Annotated in this window: 16 protein-coding genes; 11 read left to right on the top strand and 5 right to left on the bottom strand. The window is 71.9% G+C overall.

The features are described 5' to 3' along the window. Positions 1-35 precede the first annotated feature (35 nt). Positions 36-914, top strand: coding sequence for a hypothetical protein (locus QSK31_RS01550; protein ID WP_285680219.1), 879 nt, complete (start codon positions 36-38; stop codon positions 912-914). A gap of 160 nt (positions 915-1,074) precedes the next feature. Here the strand turns inward: QSK31_RS01550 and QSK31_RS01555 are convergent, their stop codons facing one another. The 3 genes from QSK31_RS01555 to QSK31_RS01565 all read right to left on the bottom strand — a co-directional run bounded on the left by QSK31_RS01555 (position 1,075) and on the right by QSK31_RS01565 (position 3,560). Next, the gene (locus tag QSK31_RS01555; protein WP_285680220.1) at positions 1,075-2,259 is read right to left on the bottom strand and encodes a zinc-dependent alcohol dehydrogenase; all 1,185 of its coding nucleotides are present in this window, start codon (positions 2,257-2,259) and stop codon (positions 1,075-1,077) included. Between the two features lie 149 nt (positions 2,260-2,408). Further along, on the bottom strand, positions 2,409-3,083 hold the full coding sequence (locus tag QSK31_RS01560; RefSeq protein ID WP_285680222.1) for a DUF6766 family protein: 675 nt from the start codon (positions 3,081-3,083) through the stop codon (positions 2,409-2,411). Between the two features lie 84 nt (positions 3,084-3,167). Next, entirely contained in the window at positions 3,168-3,560 is a 393-nt protein-coding gene (locus QSK31_RS01565; protein WP_285680224.1) for a hypothetical protein, read from the bottom strand. Positions 3,561-3,900: 340 nt separating this feature from the next. Here QSK31_RS01565 and QSK31_RS01570 point away from each other — a divergent pair, with 340 nt between their 5' ends. Genes QSK31_RS01570 through QSK31_RS01585 form a run of 4 tightly spaced genes read left to right on the top strand, consistent with a single transcriptional unit; the run spans position 3,901 to position 7,392 of the window. Then, positions 3,901-4,755 carry an ABC transporter permease gene (locus QSK31_RS01570; protein WP_502872883.1) on the top strand — a complete coding sequence of 285 codons (855 nt, stop codon included), beginning with the start codon at positions 3,901-3,903 and terminating at the stop codon, positions 4,753-4,755. 15 nt (positions 4,756-4,770) lie between these two features. Then, on the top strand, positions 4,771-5,796 hold the full coding sequence (locus tag QSK31_RS01575) for a taurine ABC transporter substrate-binding protein (RefSeq protein ID WP_285680227.1): 1,026 nt from the start codon (positions 4,771-4,773) through the stop codon (positions 5,794-5,796). Then, positions 5,783-6,550: an ABC transporter ATP-binding protein gene (locus tag QSK31_RS01580; protein WP_285680229.1), complete on the top strand. Its 768-nt coding sequence runs from the start codon at positions 5,783-5,785 to the stop codon at positions 6,548-6,550. The genes QSK31_RS01575 and QSK31_RS01580 overlap by 14 nt, the downstream gene beginning before the upstream one ends. Then, positions 6,547-7,392: a TauD/TfdA dioxygenase family protein gene (locus QSK31_RS01585; RefSeq protein WP_285680231.1), complete on the top strand. Its 846-nt coding sequence runs from the start codon at positions 6,547-6,549 to the stop codon at positions 7,390-7,392. The genes QSK31_RS01580 and QSK31_RS01585 overlap by 4 nt, the downstream gene beginning before the upstream one ends. Here the strand turns inward: QSK31_RS01585 and QSK31_RS01590 are convergent. Further along, on the bottom strand, positions 7,349-8,566 hold the full coding sequence (locus QSK31_RS01590; protein WP_285680233.1) for an aminotransferase class V-fold PLP-dependent enzyme: 1,218 nt from the start codon (positions 8,564-8,566) through the stop codon (positions 7,349-7,351). The genes QSK31_RS01585 and QSK31_RS01590 overlap by 44 nt on opposite strands. 46 nt (positions 8,567-8,612) lie before the next feature. Between QSK31_RS01590 and QSK31_RS01595 the strand changes: the two genes are divergently transcribed. After that, complete coding sequence (locus QSK31_RS01595) at positions 8,613-9,758, top strand: LLM class flavin-dependent oxidoreductase (RefSeq protein WP_285680235.1); 1,146 nt, start codon at positions 8,613-8,615, stop codon at positions 9,756-9,758. After that, on the top strand, positions 9,755-11,335 hold the full coding sequence (locus QSK31_RS01600; protein WP_285680237.1) for an MBL fold metallo-hydrolase: 1,581 nt from the start codon (positions 9,755-9,757) through the stop codon (positions 11,333-11,335). The genes QSK31_RS01595 and QSK31_RS01600 overlap by 4 nt, the downstream gene beginning before the upstream one ends. Positions 11,336-11,999: 664 nt before the next feature. Here the strand turns inward: QSK31_RS01600 and QSK31_RS01605 are convergent. Further along, positions 12,000-13,166: a sulfite oxidase gene (locus tag QSK31_RS01605; protein WP_285680238.1), complete on the bottom strand. Its 1,167-nt coding sequence runs from the start codon at positions 13,164-13,166 to the stop codon at positions 12,000-12,002. Between the two features lie 100 nt (positions 13,167-13,266). Between QSK31_RS01605 and QSK31_RS01610 the strand changes: the two genes are divergently transcribed. From QSK31_RS01610 to QSK31_RS01625, 4 genes are all read left to right on the top strand, one after another. After that, positions 13,267-14,121: a LysR family transcriptional regulator gene (locus QSK31_RS01610; protein WP_285680239.1), complete on the top strand. Its 855-nt coding sequence runs from the start codon at positions 13,267-13,269 to the stop codon at positions 14,119-14,121. Positions 14,122-14,219: 98 nt separating this feature from the next. Next, entirely contained in the window at positions 14,220-14,738 is a 519-nt protein-coding gene (locus QSK31_RS01615) for a flavin reductase family protein (protein ID WP_285680240.1), read from the top strand. After that, entirely contained in the window at positions 14,739-16,340 is a 1,602-nt protein-coding gene (locus QSK31_RS01620; protein WP_285680242.1) for an ABC transporter substrate-binding protein, read from the top strand. It begins immediately after the preceding gene. Beyond that, a complete protein-coding gene (locus QSK31_RS01625; RefSeq protein ID WP_285680244.1) occupies positions 16,337-17,248 on the top strand; it encodes an ABC transporter permease in 912 nt (303 codons plus the stop codon). The genes QSK31_RS01620 and QSK31_RS01625 overlap by 4 nt, the downstream gene beginning before the upstream one ends. The last annotated feature ends 2 nt before the right edge of the window (positions 17,249-17,250 follow it).

Here is a 17,250-nt window from a genome sequence, read left to right on the forward strand (position 1 = left end):
ACCAACGGGGCCACCGGAGACATGAGAGGCATCAGATGACACGGGGGATTCGTCGCGGCATGGTCGCGGCACTCGTCGGAGCGACGGTCGCGCTGAGCGGGGCGGCCGCCGCCGTCGCCGCGCCGGCCGACGCGCCGTTCACCATCACCGCCACCGACATGACGTACGGCCAGCCGAGCCTGAACGGCACCCGGTTCGCCGAGAACACGGTGACCTACACCAATATCTCGGCCGAGGTCATCACGTTCCCGACACTCACCTTCCCGGTGAACGGGCGGGACGACGCCGTGCACGCCGACTGGTCCGGTTGCCCCTTCATGAGCTTCGACGGGGAGAACATCGTCTGCGTCGGGCGGCCGATCCAGCCGGGGGCGACCGACTCCCTCACGCTGCCGTGGATGACCCGCGAGCGGCCGCCGGGCGGGACCGCGCGCGTACGCATCGAGAAGGGTCTCGACCGCACCGGCACCGTCGCGCCGGGCACCGCGAGCCGCGCCACCTGGCGCGTCTCCTTCGAGAGGCTGACCGGCACGTTCGACATCACCGCGACCGACCTGGTCTACGGGCCGGAGGTGGACGGTGTGCGCCGCGGCAGCACCGACGTCACGATCACCAACCTGACCCGGAAGGCTGTTCCCTACCCGTTGGTGACCTTCCCGAGCAGTGCCGGCGACGCCGAGCACACGCTCTGGAGCGACTGCCCGGTCGTCCTGGGCCGGCCGGACCGGATCGTCTGCGTGGCCGAGCCGCTGCCCGCGGGCGCGTCGCGGACGCTGACGTTCCCGTTCCTCGCCGAATTCCCGGGCACGGAGTTCGAGGCCAACGTCCGGGTGGACGCGGGCGCCGACCGTGAGGGCACGGTCATCGAGGGCACCGCGGCGGGCACGCAGTACACGGTGGTCTACGGCGGATAACCGCTGACGCGGGGTCAGCCCTCGCCGAGCTGCTGGATCTTGTCGCGGACGAGCGTGGTCGCGACGGCAGCTCGGCGGGGCCGGCCGCGCAGGCCACCGCCCACAGCAGGGGGCTGGATGCCGGCCGAGGGCGGCAAGGTGGTCTGGGCGTCGTCGGCCGTCAGGGCTTGAGCACGACCTTGACGCAGCCGTCCTCCTTCTTCTTGAAGATCTCGTACGCGTGCGGCGCCTCCTCGAGCGACGGCCGGTGGGTGACCAGGTCGTCCACGCCCAGCGGGTCGTCGTCGCCGGTCAGCAGCGGCATGATGTCGTCGACCCAACGCTTCACGTGGGCCTGCCCCATGCGCAGCGTCACGCCCTTGTCGAAGAGGTCCATCATCGGGAACGGATCGGCCTCGCCGCCGTAGACACCGACGATCGACACGGTCCCGCCGCGGCGAACGCTCGCGAACGCCGTCCGGAGCGCGCCCATCCGGTCCACCCCGAACGTCTCGGTGGCCTTGCGGGCGAGCGGGTCGGGCAGCATGCCGGCCGCCTTCATCGCCGCCGACTGGAACGGGGTGCCGTGCGCCTCCATGCCGACCGCCTCGATGACGCTGTCCGCGCCGCGCCCGCCCGTCATATCCAGGACGGCGGCCGGGATGTCGTCGATCGAGTCGAAGTTCAGCACCTCGATGCCGTGCCGCTCGGCCATCGTGATCCGCTCGCGGACGTTGTCCACCGCGAGCACCCGCCCGGCGCCGAGGTGGCGGGCGATCCGGGCGGTCATCTGCCCGATCGGGCCCAGGCCGGTGACCAGCACCGTGCCGCCCGGCTCCAGGTCGGCGAACTGGACCGCCTGCCACGACGTGGTGAGCACGTCGGAGAGGAACAGGTAACGCTCGTCCGGGTGCCCGTCCGGCACCTTGATCGGGCCGAACTGCGCCTGCGGGACGCGCAGGTACTCGGCCTGGCCGCCCGGGACCTGGCCGTACAGCTTGGTGTAGCCGAACAGGGACGCGCCCTTGCCCTGCTCCTTGACCTGGGTGGTCTCGCACTGGGCGTAGAGGCCACGCGAGCACATCCAGCAGTGCCCGCAGGAGATGTTGAACGGGATGACCACCCGGTCGCCGGGTTTGATGTGCGTGACCTCGGCGCCCACCTCCTCGACGATGCCCATCGGCTCGTGGCCGAGGACGTCGCCGGCGTCCAGATACATCCCCAGCACGTCGTACAGGTGCAGGTCGGAGCCGCAGATCGCGGTGGACGTGATCCGGACGATCGCGTCCGTCGGCTCCTGGATCTTCGGGTCGGGAACGGTCTCGACGGCGACCTTGCCGGTGCCTTGCCAGGTGAGTGCTCGCATCCTCGCTGCATGCCCGCCAGGACGCGTGTTAATCACGCGGATCCCGGGGGATGCGGCAGCCATGACAACATCAGACACACGAGAGCTCGCGGGTCGTGGCCGCGCGCTCTGATCAGCTCCGGAGAGCCTTTTCCAGCTCGGACCTGTCTTTATCCCTCAATTCCGGTCGCGGTGTGCGCGGTGCCGACCGGCTTCGACTGCGGTGAACCGCGTTGGCGCAGATAGATGGCCAAGATCGCGAAGGAGGCGACAGCCAGCAGCTCGGACTGCCAGTTCTGCAGGGTCCGGTTCCAGAAGTCCGGCTCGGTCAGGTACTGCGACCAGGTGACCGGGTCCTGCAGGTCGGCGAGCTGCTCCTCGTTGAACGCGGCCACCCCGGCGATGGACTGGGCGGACCAGGACGCCAGGAAGATCAGGCCCATCACCAGACCGAGCGAGTTGCTGAAGACGCGGGTCCGCCACCCGCCCGTCCGGGCCCAGGCCGGCGAGTTCTCGTCCGCGAAAGCTCCGACCTTCTGCTCCTTGTCGGACTCCAGGCCGGACTCGCCGGGCTTCTTGGACTCCGGCGACCCCTTCTGCAGCAGGAACACCGTGAGGATCAGGTAGAGGAAGAACTGGAGGTACTCGGACTGCCAGTTCTCCGCCACATCGGCGCCGAAGCTGGCCGAGGTCAGGTAGCGGCCCAGGCTGATCGGCGGCAGACCCTCGGTGAGCTGCTGCTGGTTGAAGGTGGCGTGCCCGGCGTACGCCTGAGCGCCCAGCACCACCAGGAACAGAACGCCGAAGACCACGCCGAGCGAGTTCTCCTTCAGGAATCTTCTCACCGGTGCAGCACCCCCAGCGTGACGATGTATGCCAGGCCGACCCCGACGATCACCAGCGTCAGCACGAACATCAACCGCATCGCGTCAGGCCTCCACTTCGCAGTCGTAGGGCCGGCCGCCGCCGCGCGGGGTGCAGCCGGCCGCGACGACCCGCCAGCCGCCCGGGAACACGGCCAGGAAAACGGTGTCGCCGGTCAGCTTGACCTGGGCCTGCTGCCCGTACACCCAAGTGCCGGTGACCTGCCCCGGTTCCGGCAGGTCCTCGTCCAGGATCGCCTCGGCGCACGGCTGTTCCTCGGCGACCGACCGCTCGGTCTCCGGCGCGAGCAGGGCACAGGCCGCATCGCCGTCGCCCGCGTCGATCGCGGCGAACAGACGCTCAGCGACCGCGTCCGCTGCCTGGGCGCGGCCGTCCACGGAGGCGCAGCCCGCCAGCAGGCCCACCGTGGCGACGACTCCCAGCAGGAATCTGATCACCAGGAGACCCTAAGGGTTTGAATGGCCGCGCCGGGGAATCCGACACACATGCGGATTCTCCGACTGGTGGAAGAGGTCCGGTTCCTGGACGCGCCCGGGGACAGGTTGCAGGCCGCGGTGAGTGCGGCGACCCGGTCGCCGAGGCGTGCACCAGTCCCACGCGGCGGCGCTCCGGGCTCATCTGCGACCAGGCTGTCCAGCCCGCCGCCGCGGCCGGCAACGCTCCCGCCGTCCCCGGGTGGAGGGCGGCGTGGTCGAGGTCAGCTCCCGATAGACAACATGTGTTACAGGGTCGTCACGCCCATTGCTATTAAGTCCATCGACACTATAGGAAATGGGGGTGACCACCACCCTGACGACGGCGCCCGCGCCCGCCGAGGCCGGGCAGCGCCCCGGCGCCCTCGCGCCGCGCGGCGACCGTCGCCGCCGCGTCCTGTTGCGCCTGCTCTCGCTGGCCGTTCTGTACGTGCTGTGGGAGATCACCGCGCGGGTCACCGAGAACCCCACGTTCATCCCGTCGCCCGCGGCGGTCTGGCACCAGCTGATCGTGACCTCGACCGTCCATGACGGAGTCCGCGGCTACAGCGGCCACCTGCTGATCGAGCACCTGGGCGTCAGCCTGCGCCGGATCCTGATCGGCTCGGCCATCGGCGTCGGCGTCGGCCTGGTCGCCGGCGTGGTGATGGGCACGGTCAGCTGGATCCGGGTGGTCGCCGAGCCGGTCGTCACCTTCGTCCGGGCGCTGCCGCCGCTGGCCTACTTCAGCCTCTTCATCATCTGGTTCGGCATCGACGAGACGCCCAAGCTGTGGCTGCTGTCGATCGCCGCGATGCCCCCGGTCGCCGTCGCCACCGCCTCGGCGGTCTTCTCCGCGCCGACCGGGCTGGTCGAGGCGGCCCGTGCCCTCGGCGCCGGCCGCTGGGAGGTCACCCGGGACGTGGTGCTGCCCAGCGCGCTGCCGGAGATCTTCACCGGCATCCGGCTCGCGGTCGGCATCGCGTACTCCTCGGTGGTCGCCGCCGAGACCATCAACGGCGTCCCGGGCATCGGCGGCATGGTCCGCGACGCCCAGCGCTACTCGCAGACCGACGTGGTCGTCCTCGGCCTCTTCGCCATCGGCCTTTCCGGCCTGCTCATCGACGCCCTGCTGCGGACGGCCGAGAATCGGCTGATCCCGTGGCGCGGCCGCGCCTAGAAACGGAATCCCCTCGTGCGTAAAGCTCTCGCGCTCCTGTCGATCCTCTTCCTGGCCGCCTGCGGCAACGGTGCCGCCGGCGGAGGCGGCGGTGACCAGGCCGGCGCCAAGACCATCAGGATCGCCTACCAGGCATTCCCGAGTGGCGACCTGGTCGTGAAGAACCAGGGCCTGCTGGAGAAGGCGCTGCCCGACTACAAGATCACCTGGACCAAGTTCGACTCCGGGGCCAGCATCAACACCGCGTTCGTGGCCGGCAGCGTGGACATCGCGGCGATCGGGTCCAGCCCGGTGGCCCGCGGCCTGTCGGCGCCACTGAACATCCCCTACCAGGTGGCCTTCGTGCTCGACGTGGCCGGCGACAACGAGGCGCTGGTCGCCCGCAACGGCAGCGGCGTCGCCGACATCGCCGCGCTGCGCGGCAAGAAGGTGGGCGTGCCGTTCGCCTCCACCGCGCACTACAGCCTGCTCGCCGCGCTGAACCGGGCCGGGGTCAAGGAGAAGGAGGTCACGATCGTCGACCTCGAGCCGCAGGACATCCTCGCCGCCTGGACCCGCGGCGACCTCGACGCCGCGTACTCCTGGCTGCCCTCCCTCGACGAGCTGAAGAAGACCGGCAAGGTCCTGGTCAGCAGCCGCGAGCTGGCCACCGCCGGCAAGCCGACGCTGGACCTGGGCGTGGTCTCCACCTCCTTCATCGGGGCGCACCCCGAGGCCGTGGACGCGTGGCGCAAGGCCGAGGCGCAGGCGCTGAACCTGCTCGCGAGCGACCCGGCGGCCGCGGCCAAGTCGGTCGGCGCCGAGCTCAACCTGAGCCCGGACGAGGCGCAGAAGCAGCTCAGCCAGGGCGTCTTCCTGAAGCCCGCCGACCTGGCCGGTGACGAGTGGCTGGGTACCGAGGCGAAGGTCGGCAAGCTGGCCGACAACCTGGTCAGCGCCGCCCAGTTCCTCAAGGACCAGCAGAAGATCGACGCGGTCCCCGACCTGGCGACGGTGCAGAAGGCGATCTACGTCAAGGGGCTGCCCGATGTCCTCGGCTGACGCGATCGAGCTCGACGGCGTAGAACACTCCTATGGCGACGTCACCGCGGTGGGGCCGGTCGACCTGACGGTGCCGGAAGGCGAGTTCCTCGTGCTCGTCGGGGCGTCCGGCTGCGGAAAGAGCACCCTGCTCCGCCTGATCGCCGGATTTGAGCAGCCGACCCGGGGGACCGTGCTCGCCGATGACAAGCCTCCCGTGCCGGGACGGGGTGCGGGCATCGTGTTCCAGCAGCCGCGGTTGTTTCCCTGGAAGACCGTCGGGGGCAACGTGGCGCTGGCCTTGAAATATGCGGGACAGAGCACCGACCGCGTAGAAAGCCTGCTGGAGCGCGTCGGGCTGCACGACGTCGCCCACCGGCGGATCTGGCAGATCTCCGGCGGGCAGCAGCAGCGGGTGGCGATCGCCCGGGCCATCGCGGTGGAGAACCCGCTGCTCCTGCTCGACGAGCCGTTCGCCGCGCTGGACGCCCTGACCCGGGAACGCCTCCAGGAGGACCTCCGCCAGGTCAGCGCGGCCACCGGCCGGACGTCGGTCTTCGTCACGCACAGCGTGGACGAGGCGGTGTTCCTCGGCAGCCGGGTGGTGGTGCTCAGCGCCCGGCCCGGCCGCGTCGTCCTCGACCTGCCCATCGACCTGCCGCGCAGCGAGATCGCGCCTGACGAGCTCCGCGGCCTGCCCGCCTACGCCGCCCTGCGGTCCGAGATCGGCCACGCCGTCCGGGCGGCGGCCAACCTGGAAGGTAGCTCGGTATGACAGACCTGGAACCCCTCGGCCCGCACTTCGGAGCGATCGTCCACGGACTCGACCTGCTCACGGCGGGCGACGACGACATCCGGGACCTGCGCGCCGCGCTGGTCGACCGCAAGGTGCTCTTCCTGCGCGACCAGAAACTCGACGACGACGCCCAGGTCGACCTCGGCCGGCGGATCGGCGAGCTCACCGCGTCGCACCCGGTGGTCGGCGGCGTCGACGCGGCCCACCCCGAGGTGTACGCCCTGGACAGCACCGACAACGGCTTCGCCGACGTGTGGCACACCGACGTCACGTTCATGAAGCGCCCGCCGCTCGGCTCGATCCTGCGCTCGGTCATCCTCCCGCCCAGCGGGGGCGACACCAACTGGGCCGACTCCCAGCTGGCGTACGAGTCCCTGGCCGAGCCGGTGCGCCGGCTCGCCGACCAGCTCACCGCCGTGCACGACGGCACCCGCGAGTTCGGCTACTACCTGGCCCAGCGCCGGGGCGGCCAGGGCAACGAGTGGGACGGCGAGATCGTCACCAAGCTCGACCCGGTGGAGCACCCGGTGGTCCGCGTGCACCCGGAGACCGGCCGCAAGGGCATCTTCGTCAACCCGGGCTTCACCTCGCACATCGCCGGGGTGTCCGAGGCGGAGAGCCGCGGCATCCTGGACCTGCTCTACGCGCACCTGACCAAGCCGGAGCACATCGTGCGGCACCGCTGGCGGCTCGGCGACGTGGCGCTCTGGGACAACCGGAGCACCTCGCACTACGCCAACCGCGACTACGGCACCGAGCGCCGGGTGATGCACCGCATCACGTTGCGCGGGGATATCCCGAAGGGTCCCGCAGGTAGCTGATCAGCCGGTCGACGTGCTCGACCCGGGTGCCGATGCCGAAGCTGGCGCGCAGAGCCGCCGGCGGGGGCGGCGCATCCGGGTCGAGGCGGGCGGTGGCCTCGGCCAGCAGGCGGCGGGTCAGGGGATGCGCGCAGAACAGGCCGACGCGTACGCCGATGGCATGCTCCCGCCCCAGCACGGTGCCCAGCGCGTCCGGGTCGGCGCCCAGCACCGCGAACGACACGATGCCGACCCGCTCGGCGTCCGGCCCGAACAGCCGCAGCTCCTCGACGTGCGGCAGCTCGGCGACGGCCGCCCGGAACCGGGCGACCAGGGCGTGCTCGCCGCCCCGGTCGGCGCCGGTGAGCGCCCGGCAGGCGGCGGCCAGCGCGACCGCCCCGAGCAGGTTGGGCGTGCCGGCCTCGTGCCGGGCCGGGCCGGTGTGCCAGGCGACGTCGAAGCTCTCCGACACCGAGCGGGTCGCGCCGCCACCGGACAGGTAGGGCGGCGCGGCGTCCAGCCAGTCCGCCCGCCCGGCCAGCACCCCGGCGCCGAACGGCGCGTACAGCTTGTGCCCCGACATCACCACATAGTCGGCGCCCAGCTCCGTCATGTCGACCGGCGCGTGCGGTGCGAGCTGGGCGGCGTCCACCGAGATGCGGGCGCCGTGCCGGTGCGCGACCTCGGCGAGCTCGGCGATCGGCCACACCTCACCGGTGACGTTGCTGGCCGCGGTGACCGCCACCAGCACGTTCCTCCGGCCGGCGAGCTCCCTGTCCAGCGCCGCGACCGCCGCGGCCGGGTCGCGCGGGGCGGGGATGCGCACCGGGGACCGCCAGGGGAGCAGGTTGGCGTGGTGCTCCGCGTCGAAGGTGACGACGGTGGTGTCCGGCGGCAGGACGTGCGCCAGCAGGTTGAGCGCGTCGGTGGTGTTGCGGGTGAACACCACGCTGTCGTCCACGCCACACCCGAGGAAGTCGGCCGCGCTCTCGCGGGCCAGTTCGTACTCCCGGGTGCTGCGCTCGGAGAGCGCCCCGGCGCCGCGGTGCACGCTGCCGTACCAGGGCAGGAGCTCGGCGACGGTGTCGGCGACGACGTCCAGGCAGGGCGCGGTGGCGGCCAGGTCCAGGTTGGCGAACTCGACGCTGCGCCCGCCGGGCAGCTTCACCTCGCCGGGATTGCGCACGGTCAGCATGCGACCAACCCTACCTAATTAGTAGGGATTGTGGGTAGGGTGGGGCATGGACTTCCACTGGTTCCTTCCCACCAACGGCGACAGCCGCGACATCGTCGGCGGCGGGCACGGCACGCCGGTCGGGTCGGCCGGCGGCGTACGACCTCTGACCGTCGGCTACCTCGGGCAGATCGCCCGCAGCGCCGAGCAGCTCGGCTTCACCGGCGCGCTCACACCCACCGGTGCCTGGTGCGAGGACGCGTGGCTCACCACGGCCATGCTGACCGAGGTCACCGAGCGGCTGAAGTTCCTGGTCGCCTTCCGCCCCGGCCTGATCTCGCCGACCCTGGCCGCGCAGATGGCCTCCACCTTCCAGCGGCTGTCCGGCGGCCGGCTGCTGCTCAACGTCGTCACCGGTGGCGAGGCGCACGAGCAACGCTCCTACGGCGACTTCCTCTCCAAGGACGAGCGGTACGCCCGCTCCGACGAGTTCCTCGGCATCATCCGGGCCCTGTGGCGCGGCGAGACGGTCACCCACGAGGGCAAACACCTGCACGTCGAGAACGCCAAACTCAGCCGCCTGCCCGATCCGATCCCGGAGATCTACTTCGGCGGCTCGTCGCAGGCCGCCGGCCCGGTCGCCGTCAACCACACCCAGGTCTACCTGACGTGGGGCGAGCCGCCGGCCCAGGTCGCCGAGAAACTCGCCTGGATCCGCGGCATCGGCGGCGGCCACCTGCGCTTCGGCATCCGCCTGCACGTGATCACCCGGGACACCGCCGAACAGGCCTGGGCCGAGGCCGACCGGCTGCTCCAGGGCATCTCGCCGGAGTCGATCGCGGCCGTCCAGGCCGGGCTGCGGCGCAGCGAGTCGGTCGGCCAGCAGCGCATGCTCGACCTGCACGGCGGCTCCCGCGACGGCCTGCTCGTCTCGCCGAACCTGTGGGCCGGTGTCGGCCTGGTCCGCGGCGGCGCCGGCACCGCGCTCGTCGGCAGCCACAGCGAGGTCGCCGACCGGATCGAGGAGTACGCGTCGCTCGGCATCAGCGAGTTCATCCTCTCCGGCTACCCGCATCTGGAGGAGGCGTACTGGTTCGGCGAAGGCGTCCTCCCCGAGCTCGCCCGGCGCAGCCTGTGGCAGAACCCGTCGAAGGCCGAGACGCTGTCGGCCATCCCGTTCGCCGGTGTCCCGCAGCCCACGGCGGCCTCGTGAACGTCACCGTGGTGGAGACCTCGTCCCTCGGGGACAGGACGTACCTGCTGCATCACGGTGACACCGCGGTCGTGGTCGACCCGCAGCGTGACATCGACCGGGTGCTCGCGGCGGCCGGCCGGCTCGGCGCACGCATCACCCACGTCGCCGAGACCCACCTGCACAACGACTACGTCTCCGGCGGCCTCGCCCTGTCCCGGGTCACCGGCGCGTCCTACCTGGTCGCCGCCGCCGAGGAGGTCTCGTTCGACCGGGTGCCGGTCGCCGGCGGCGACCTGATCGACATCGGCGAGGGGCTTCGGCTGCGGGTGATCGCGACTCCGGGCCACACCTTCAACCACCTTGCGTACGCGGTGCAGGACGGCGACCGTCCGCTCGCGGTCTGCACCGGAGGCTCGCTGCTCTACGGGACCACCGGCCGTACCGATCTCTTGGGCTCGTCCTTCGCCGCGGAGCTCGCGCACCGCCAGCACGCCTCGGCCCACCACCTGGCCGCGCTCCTGCCGGCGGCCACGCCGGTCTGGCCGACGCACGGGTTCGGCAGCTTCTGCTCCGTCGCCCCCGCCGACGTCGCGTCGTCCACGATCGGCCGGGAACTGACCGCGAACTCGGTGTTCCGCCTGTCCGCCGACGCGTTCGCGGCCGACCTGATCGCATCGCTGCGCCCGTACCCGGCCTACTACGCGCACATGGGCGCCCGGAACGCCGCCGGGGCCGGCCCGATCGACCTGTCACCGGTGCGCCGCGCCTCCGCCGGCGAGCTGCATGACCGGCTGGCGGCCGGCGAGTGGGTGGTCGACCTGCGGGCCCGGAAGGCGTTCGCCTACCAGCACCTGGCCGGTTCGCTCAGCTTCGGGGTGGACGGCCCGCTGGCCACCTGGCTCGGCTGGCTGCTGCCGCCCGGCACGCCGGTGACCCTGCTCGGCGAGTCGCCCGGCCAGATCGCCGAGGCGCAGCGCGAACTGGCCCGCATCGGCATCGACCGCCCCGCGGCGGCGGCCACCGGCACCCCGGCGGAGTGGGGGCCGGCCTCATCGATGCGGACCGCGACGTTCGCCGAGCTCCGGGCGGCCCTGCCCGGCATCGCGGTGCTCGACGTCCGCCGCCAGGACGAGTGGGACGCCGGCCACATCGACGGCGCCCACCACATCCCGCTGCCGACCCTCTCCGAGCGTCTCGCCGACCTGCCGCCTTCGTCCGGGCGCTCCGAAAAGCTGCCGGCGACGTCCGAGCGGCGCGGCGCTGTGGGGTCTTTGCCGGGCCGTTCCGGGGAGCTGCCGGCGACGTCTGAGCGGCGCGGCGCTGTGGGGTCTTTGCCGGGCCGCTCCGGGGAGCTGCCGGTGTTGTCGGAGCGGCGCGGCGACGTGGGGTCTTTGCCGGGACGTTCCGGGGAGCTGCCGGTGTTGTCGGAGCGGCTGGGCGGGCTGCCGATCGACACCGAGATCTGGGTGCACTGCGCGGCCGGCTACCGTGCGGCGGCTGCCGCCAGCCTGCTGCTGCGCGCGGGATTACGGGTGGTCCACGTCGACGACCTCTGGGAGAACGCCGCCGCTGCCGGTCTCACCGTCGCGGGATGACCGAGTGGGGCGAGTCCGATTACCGAGGCTGCGGCCAGGTGTTCATCGCGCTGGCATTGCTCATGGTGGCGTGCCTCGGCGGGGCCGTCTGGCTCTTGATCCGATGACCCTCCGCGGGATGTAGCCCATCTGCTTGTTGGCTCTGTTCGTTGGCTTTGCTCGTTGGCCCTGCGGGTGCGGCCACTCTCGCCGAGCGCGGGGTTGAGCCGGGTCTGCCAGGCGCCCGGGTGCCCACTCGCCGTTGCTGCCGCCGCTCGCGGCCGTGGCTGGGCGCGGTCGGTGGTAGGACCGGTCGCGAGTGGTAGGACCAGGCACTCAGCGGTGGGCCAGAGCGGCATCCGGGCCGAAACTCCGCGCTGAGCTACCACGGTCCGCGCGCGTGGTAGCCAGGAGCGGTCGTGGTAGGCCGGATAGCGCCTGGTCCTACCACTGCGCGACACGGCAACGGCCGCGAGCGGCGGCAGCGACGGTGAGCGGGCACCCGGGCGCCTGGCAGCCGGGCTTGACCAGACGCTCGGGGAAAGCGTCGGCAGCAGGGTCAGCACCACAAGATCCCGGGCCATGAGGGGGCCAAGCCGTCGGTGCGGGCCGAGCCGCGGGCGTCGGCGCGTGGCGGGTGCGTGGCGGGCGTGTGGCGGGTGCGTGGCGGGTGCGTGGCGGCCGGTCAGGTGACCTGCACGGGGTGGCGGACGACGGCGTCGAAGAGGTAGCCGAGGGTGTTGTGGACCGTCGTCTCGGGCTGGGTGTTGCCGTGCACGTCGGTGGCGCGGGCGCGCAGCTCGGCGGGGCCGGTGGCGGCGGGACGCCAGTCGTACTGCCAGCGCTGCCACGCGCGGTCGCCGCCGAGCGGGCGGGCCCGGTGCCAGGAGGCGCCGGCGTCGGTGCTGACCTCGACCTTGCGGATCGGGCCGTGCGCCGACCAGGAACGGCCAGTCAGGCTGGTGCGGCGGCCGACCGGCAGTGCGGCGTTCTCGTCGAGCTCGAAGGCGCTCTTCACCACCTGCTCGTCGAAGGGCAGGCCCTCGGCGGGGTAGCTCTCGCCGAAGAGCCGGTAGAACTGGGTGTTCCAGGGTGAGGTCAGCGGCTGGTCGGACACCTCGATCCGGCCGACCCACTTGATCGACGCGATGCCGATCCAGCCGGGCACGATCACCCGGACGGGATGGCCGTGGTCGGGCGGCAGTGGCTCGCCGTTCATCTCGTAGGCCAGCAGCACGTCGTCCAGAGCTTTGCGCACGGGGATCGGGCGGCGGACCGGGCCGAGGTTCACGCCGCCGGTCACGTAGTCGGGGTCCAGCCCGACCGGCATGACGTCGACCGCGTCGGGGCTGATGCCCGCCCGGCGGAGCACCGCGCTCAGGCGGACCCCGCGCCATCGGGCCACGCCGACCGCGCCCAGGTGCCAGGCCGTGCCGGACACCGGCTGTCCCTGCTGGCTGGTGAAGTAGCTGCGCCCGTTGCCCGCGCACTCCACCTTTTCCACCACGGTGTGTGCGGGCAGGGCGCGGAGCTGGTCGTAGGTGAAGGTGACCGGCCCGCCGCGCAACCCGGCGCCGGTGACCTCCAGCGTCCAGGTCTGGGCGTCGATGATCGGCGTGCTGGTGTGGTTGCGGACGAAGAACCGGTCGATCGGCACCAGGTGGCCCTGGTCACGCATCGCCGGCCAGCGCATCTCCGCGTTGGTGCCGAACACCGTGAAGAGCTCCGGCGGCAGCGGCTTGACGATCGGACCGGCGGCGGAGGCCATGCCAGGGATGGTGGCGATGCCCCCGAAGGCGCCGACGGCGGCGCCGAGCTTGAAGAGATCACGACGGGAGAAGTGCGGCTCCATCCGCCAAACTCTATATGTTCGATCGGAGATACGGATAGTGCGAGAAAGCCCTGACCGATCGAACACATTCTCGTATCAGTTGCTTGTTAGCGTCCGAGACATGGAGCGGGCCCTCGACATCGTTGCGCTGCGCAGTCTGGTCGGCGTGGCCGACTACGGCGGCTTCCATCGCGCCGCGGACGTGTTGCGGGTGAGCCAATCCGCGATCAGTCAGCATGTCCGGCGGCTGGAGAAGGTCGTCGGCCGGCCACTGGTCGAGCGGCGCGGGCGGCAGGCCGTCTTCACCACGGACGGGCAGTTGCTGCTCGGCGAGGCGCGCCGGATCCTGGCCGCGCACGACGGGGCGCTGCGGCGGCTGATCGGCATCGAGGTGCCGGCCGTCGCGGTCGGCGTCCCGGAGCACGCGGCCGACCTGATCCTGGCCGTGGTCACCGAGGCGTTGCAGGCCGTCCACCATGACGTGCGGGTCCGCTTCCGGGTGGACCGGACGGCGCGGCTGATGGACGCGCTCGATCGCGGGTCGCTCGACCTGGCCGTGGTGCTGACCGATTCCGGTGGGTTGCCGGTCGGTTCGCTGCCGATGCGGTGGTTCGCGGCGCCGGGCTGGCGTCCGCCGGAGGGCGGCGGCTGGCCGCTGGTCGCGGTGGAGGAGCCGTGCATGATCCGCGAGCGGGCGCTGGGCGCGCTCGACGCCCGAGGTCTGGAGCCCTACGTGGCCTGTGACTCCGGATACGTCGCCGGGGTGATCGACGCGGCCCGCGCCGGTCTGGGTCTGGCGCTGCTGGCCGAGACCGGGCCCGGCCCGGACGGCTTGGAGGAACGCGCCGACCTGCCGCCGATGGCGCCGATCTCGTTGCATCTGCGCGCTCGCCGGGGCGCCGACCCGGCACTGGGGTCCGCCGTCGCCAACGCCTTACGCGGGGCCCTGGCGACGCCGCTCAGGGCCGCATCCTAGCCGAACCACCGAATGATCAGACCGATCACCGATTAGCATCGATCAAATCCCCATCTCTCCCATAGGATATCGAGGTAGAAGCACTGAGGAGGGCCATCGTGACCATCGCTCCGATTCGTCAGGACCCCGCTGTGGACGCCGATCTCTTTCGCGCACTGCTGCGCCGCCACGCCGCCGCCGTCGTCGTCGTGACCGCCCCGGGGGCACCGCCGGCCGGGTTCACCGCCACCTCGTTCACCTCGGTGAGCCTGGACCCGCCGCTGGTCTCGTTCTGCCTGGCGCACACCGCCTCGGCCTGGCCGGCCGTCGAGAAGGCCGGCACCGTCGCCGTCCACGTGCTCGGGCAGGACCAGGAGCAGGTGGCGCGCACCTTCTCGACCAGCGGCATCGACCGGTTCGCCGCGCACGGCGCCTGGCACGAGGGCCCGGACGGCGTCCCGCTGCTCGACAACGTGCTGGCCCGGATGGTCTGCCGCGTCGTCCAGCACGTCGAGGCCGGCGACCACTCGATCGTCCTGGCCACGCCCGAGTCCGGCCACCACGTCGTGGACGAGGCGGCGACGCCGCTGGTCTACCACGCCGGCCGGTACGCCAAGCTCGGCCCGAAGGCGGCCTGAATGATCCGCCGGACGGCAGCCCTGGTGATCCTGGCGCTGGCCCTCGCGGCCTGCGGGAACGGCGGCGACGACCCGGAGGGGGCCGGGTCACCGCAGGACGGCGGCTCCCTGACCTGGGGTGTCGAGACCGAGCCGATCACCTTCAACCCCCACCTGTACGCCCAGGCCAAGGCCCGCCTGCTGGTCTGGAACACGTTCGAGGGCCTGCTCACCCACGACCAGCGCGGCGGCGTCGTCCCGTGGCTGGCCACCGGCTACGAGGCGGCGAAGGACGGCTTGAGCTACACCTTCAAGCTGCGCGAGGGCGTCAAGTTCTCGGACGGCACCCCGCTCGACGCGGCCGCGGTCAAGGCGAACATCGACCAGATCCGCCGGCCGGGGTACAACCCGGCGCTGCTGGCCGTACAGCTGAAGAACTTGAAGGACGTCGAGGTCGTCGACCCGCTGACGGTCAGGTACGTGCTGACCCGGCCGGACGTGCTGATCCTGGACTTCATCGCCGCGCCGCAGGGCGCCCTGGTATCGCCCGCCTCGCTCGAGACGGCCAAGAACCTCAAGGCCGGCGGTCCGGACCTGGCCGGCACCGGCCCGTTCCTGCTCGACCGGTACACGGCCGGCCAGGAGGTCCACTTCACCCGGAATCCGGGCTACTGGGGCGAGCGCCCGGCCCACCTGAACGAGATCACCTACCGATTCCTCAAGGAGCCTTCGGTACGCGTGGGCGCGCTCACCTCCGGCCAGGTGCAGGTGATCGAGGGTGTCCCGGCGACCGACCAGCAACTGATCGAGGCTGACCCGCGGCTCTCGCTGACCCGCGGCCTCAACGCCGGCACCGCGTACACGTACTACCTGAACGCCTCCCGCGCACCGTTCGACGACGTGCGCGTCCGGCAGGCGTTCCGCGAGGCGCTGGACGTGGACGCCGTGCTCAACGCGGTCTACCGCGGCACCGCCACCCGGGCGTGGAGCGTGGTCGGCCCGACCAGCCCGTTCTACGACAAGTCCCTGGAGAAGACGTACTCGGGCGACCCGGCCAAGGCCAACAGCCTGCTCGACCGGGCGGGCTGGACCCAGCGGAACGCCGACGGCTTCCGGACCAAGGACGGCAAACGGCTGACCGTACGCCTGGTGCAGTCCGCGCCGTTCGTCCGCGACCGTCGCGACGTGCTCGCCCAGGCCGTCCAGGCCGCGGTGAAGCAGAGCGCCGGCATCGACCTCGAGGTCTCGCTGGTCGACCAGGGCACCGCCACCAAGGCGCTGGAGGACAACGAGTACGAGGTCTTCGACAACTCGCGGCTGGACACCGACACCGGCGTGGCGCTGAACCTGCTGCTGCACTCCGGCGGCGCGATCAACCGCACCCGCGTCAAGGACCCGGCGCAGGACAAGCTGCTGGACGACGCGCAGGCCACCGGCGACGCCACCAAGCGGACCGAGCTTTACCGCCAGCTCCAGCAGCGGGTGGTGGGCGAGCAGGCGCTGGTGCTCCCGCTGTACGCCCCGGCCGACCAGATCGGGGCGGCCAGGACGGTCGGCGGGGTCGGCTTCGAGCCCACCGCGGGCGTGCCGGTCAGCGCGTACGGGATCTGGCTCGGGAAATGAGAGCCGTGCTGCGCCGGGCGGGCTCGGGGCTGATCGTCCTCTGGGCGGCGGCCACCGCGGCCTACCTGGCGCTGCTCGCCGCGCCCGGCGACACGGTGGACAGCATCATCGGCGACGGCGCCGACACCCCACTGATCCGGTCGCAGATCATCCAGGAGTGGGGGCTGGACCGGCCGGCGGTCGTTCAGTATCTCGACTACCTCTGGCGGGCCGCGCACGGTGACCTCGGGCGGTCCTACCTGCTGCAGCGGCCGGTGCGGGACGTGATCGGGGAGCAGCTCACCCCGACGCTCGAACTGGCCGTGGCGGCGGCCGCTCTGGGCGTACTCATCGCCCTGGTCCTGGCGGTGACCACCCGCCGGGCCTGGGCGCGCCGCACCAGCTCGACCACCGAGCTGGTCCTGGTCTCCACCCCGCCCTTCCTGATCGGGATCGTGCTGCTCAGCGTCTTCTCGTTCCGGTTCGGCTGGTTCCCGGTCTCCGGCGACCGCGGCGTGGCGGCGCTGATCCTGCCCGCGGTCACCCTGGCGCTGCCGATCGCCGGCGTGCTCACCCAGGTGCTGCGCGACGGACTGGACCGGGCGCTGAGCGAGCCGTTCGCGGTGACCGCCCGGTCGCGCGGCCTCGCCGAGAACGCGGTGCTGATCCGGCACGCGCTGCGGCACGCCCTGCTTCCGGCGGTGACGCTGACCGGCTGGCTGTTCGGGGTGCTGCTGGGCGGCGCGGTGATCGTCGAGCAGGTGTTCGGCCGGCCCGGGCTGGGCCAGGTGACGCTGGCCGCGGTCAACAGCAAGGACATGCCGGTGGTCCTGGCCGTCGTCGTGCTCAGCGCCTTCGTGTACGTGCTGATCAACACGCTCGCCGACGTGGTCTACCTCGCCATCGACCCGCGACTGCGGAGGAGCTGATC

Source organism: Actinoplanes sp. NBRC 103695 (genome assembly GCF_030269485.1).
GTDB lineage: Bacteria > Actinomycetota > Actinomycetes > Mycobacteriales > Micromonosporaceae > Actinoplanes.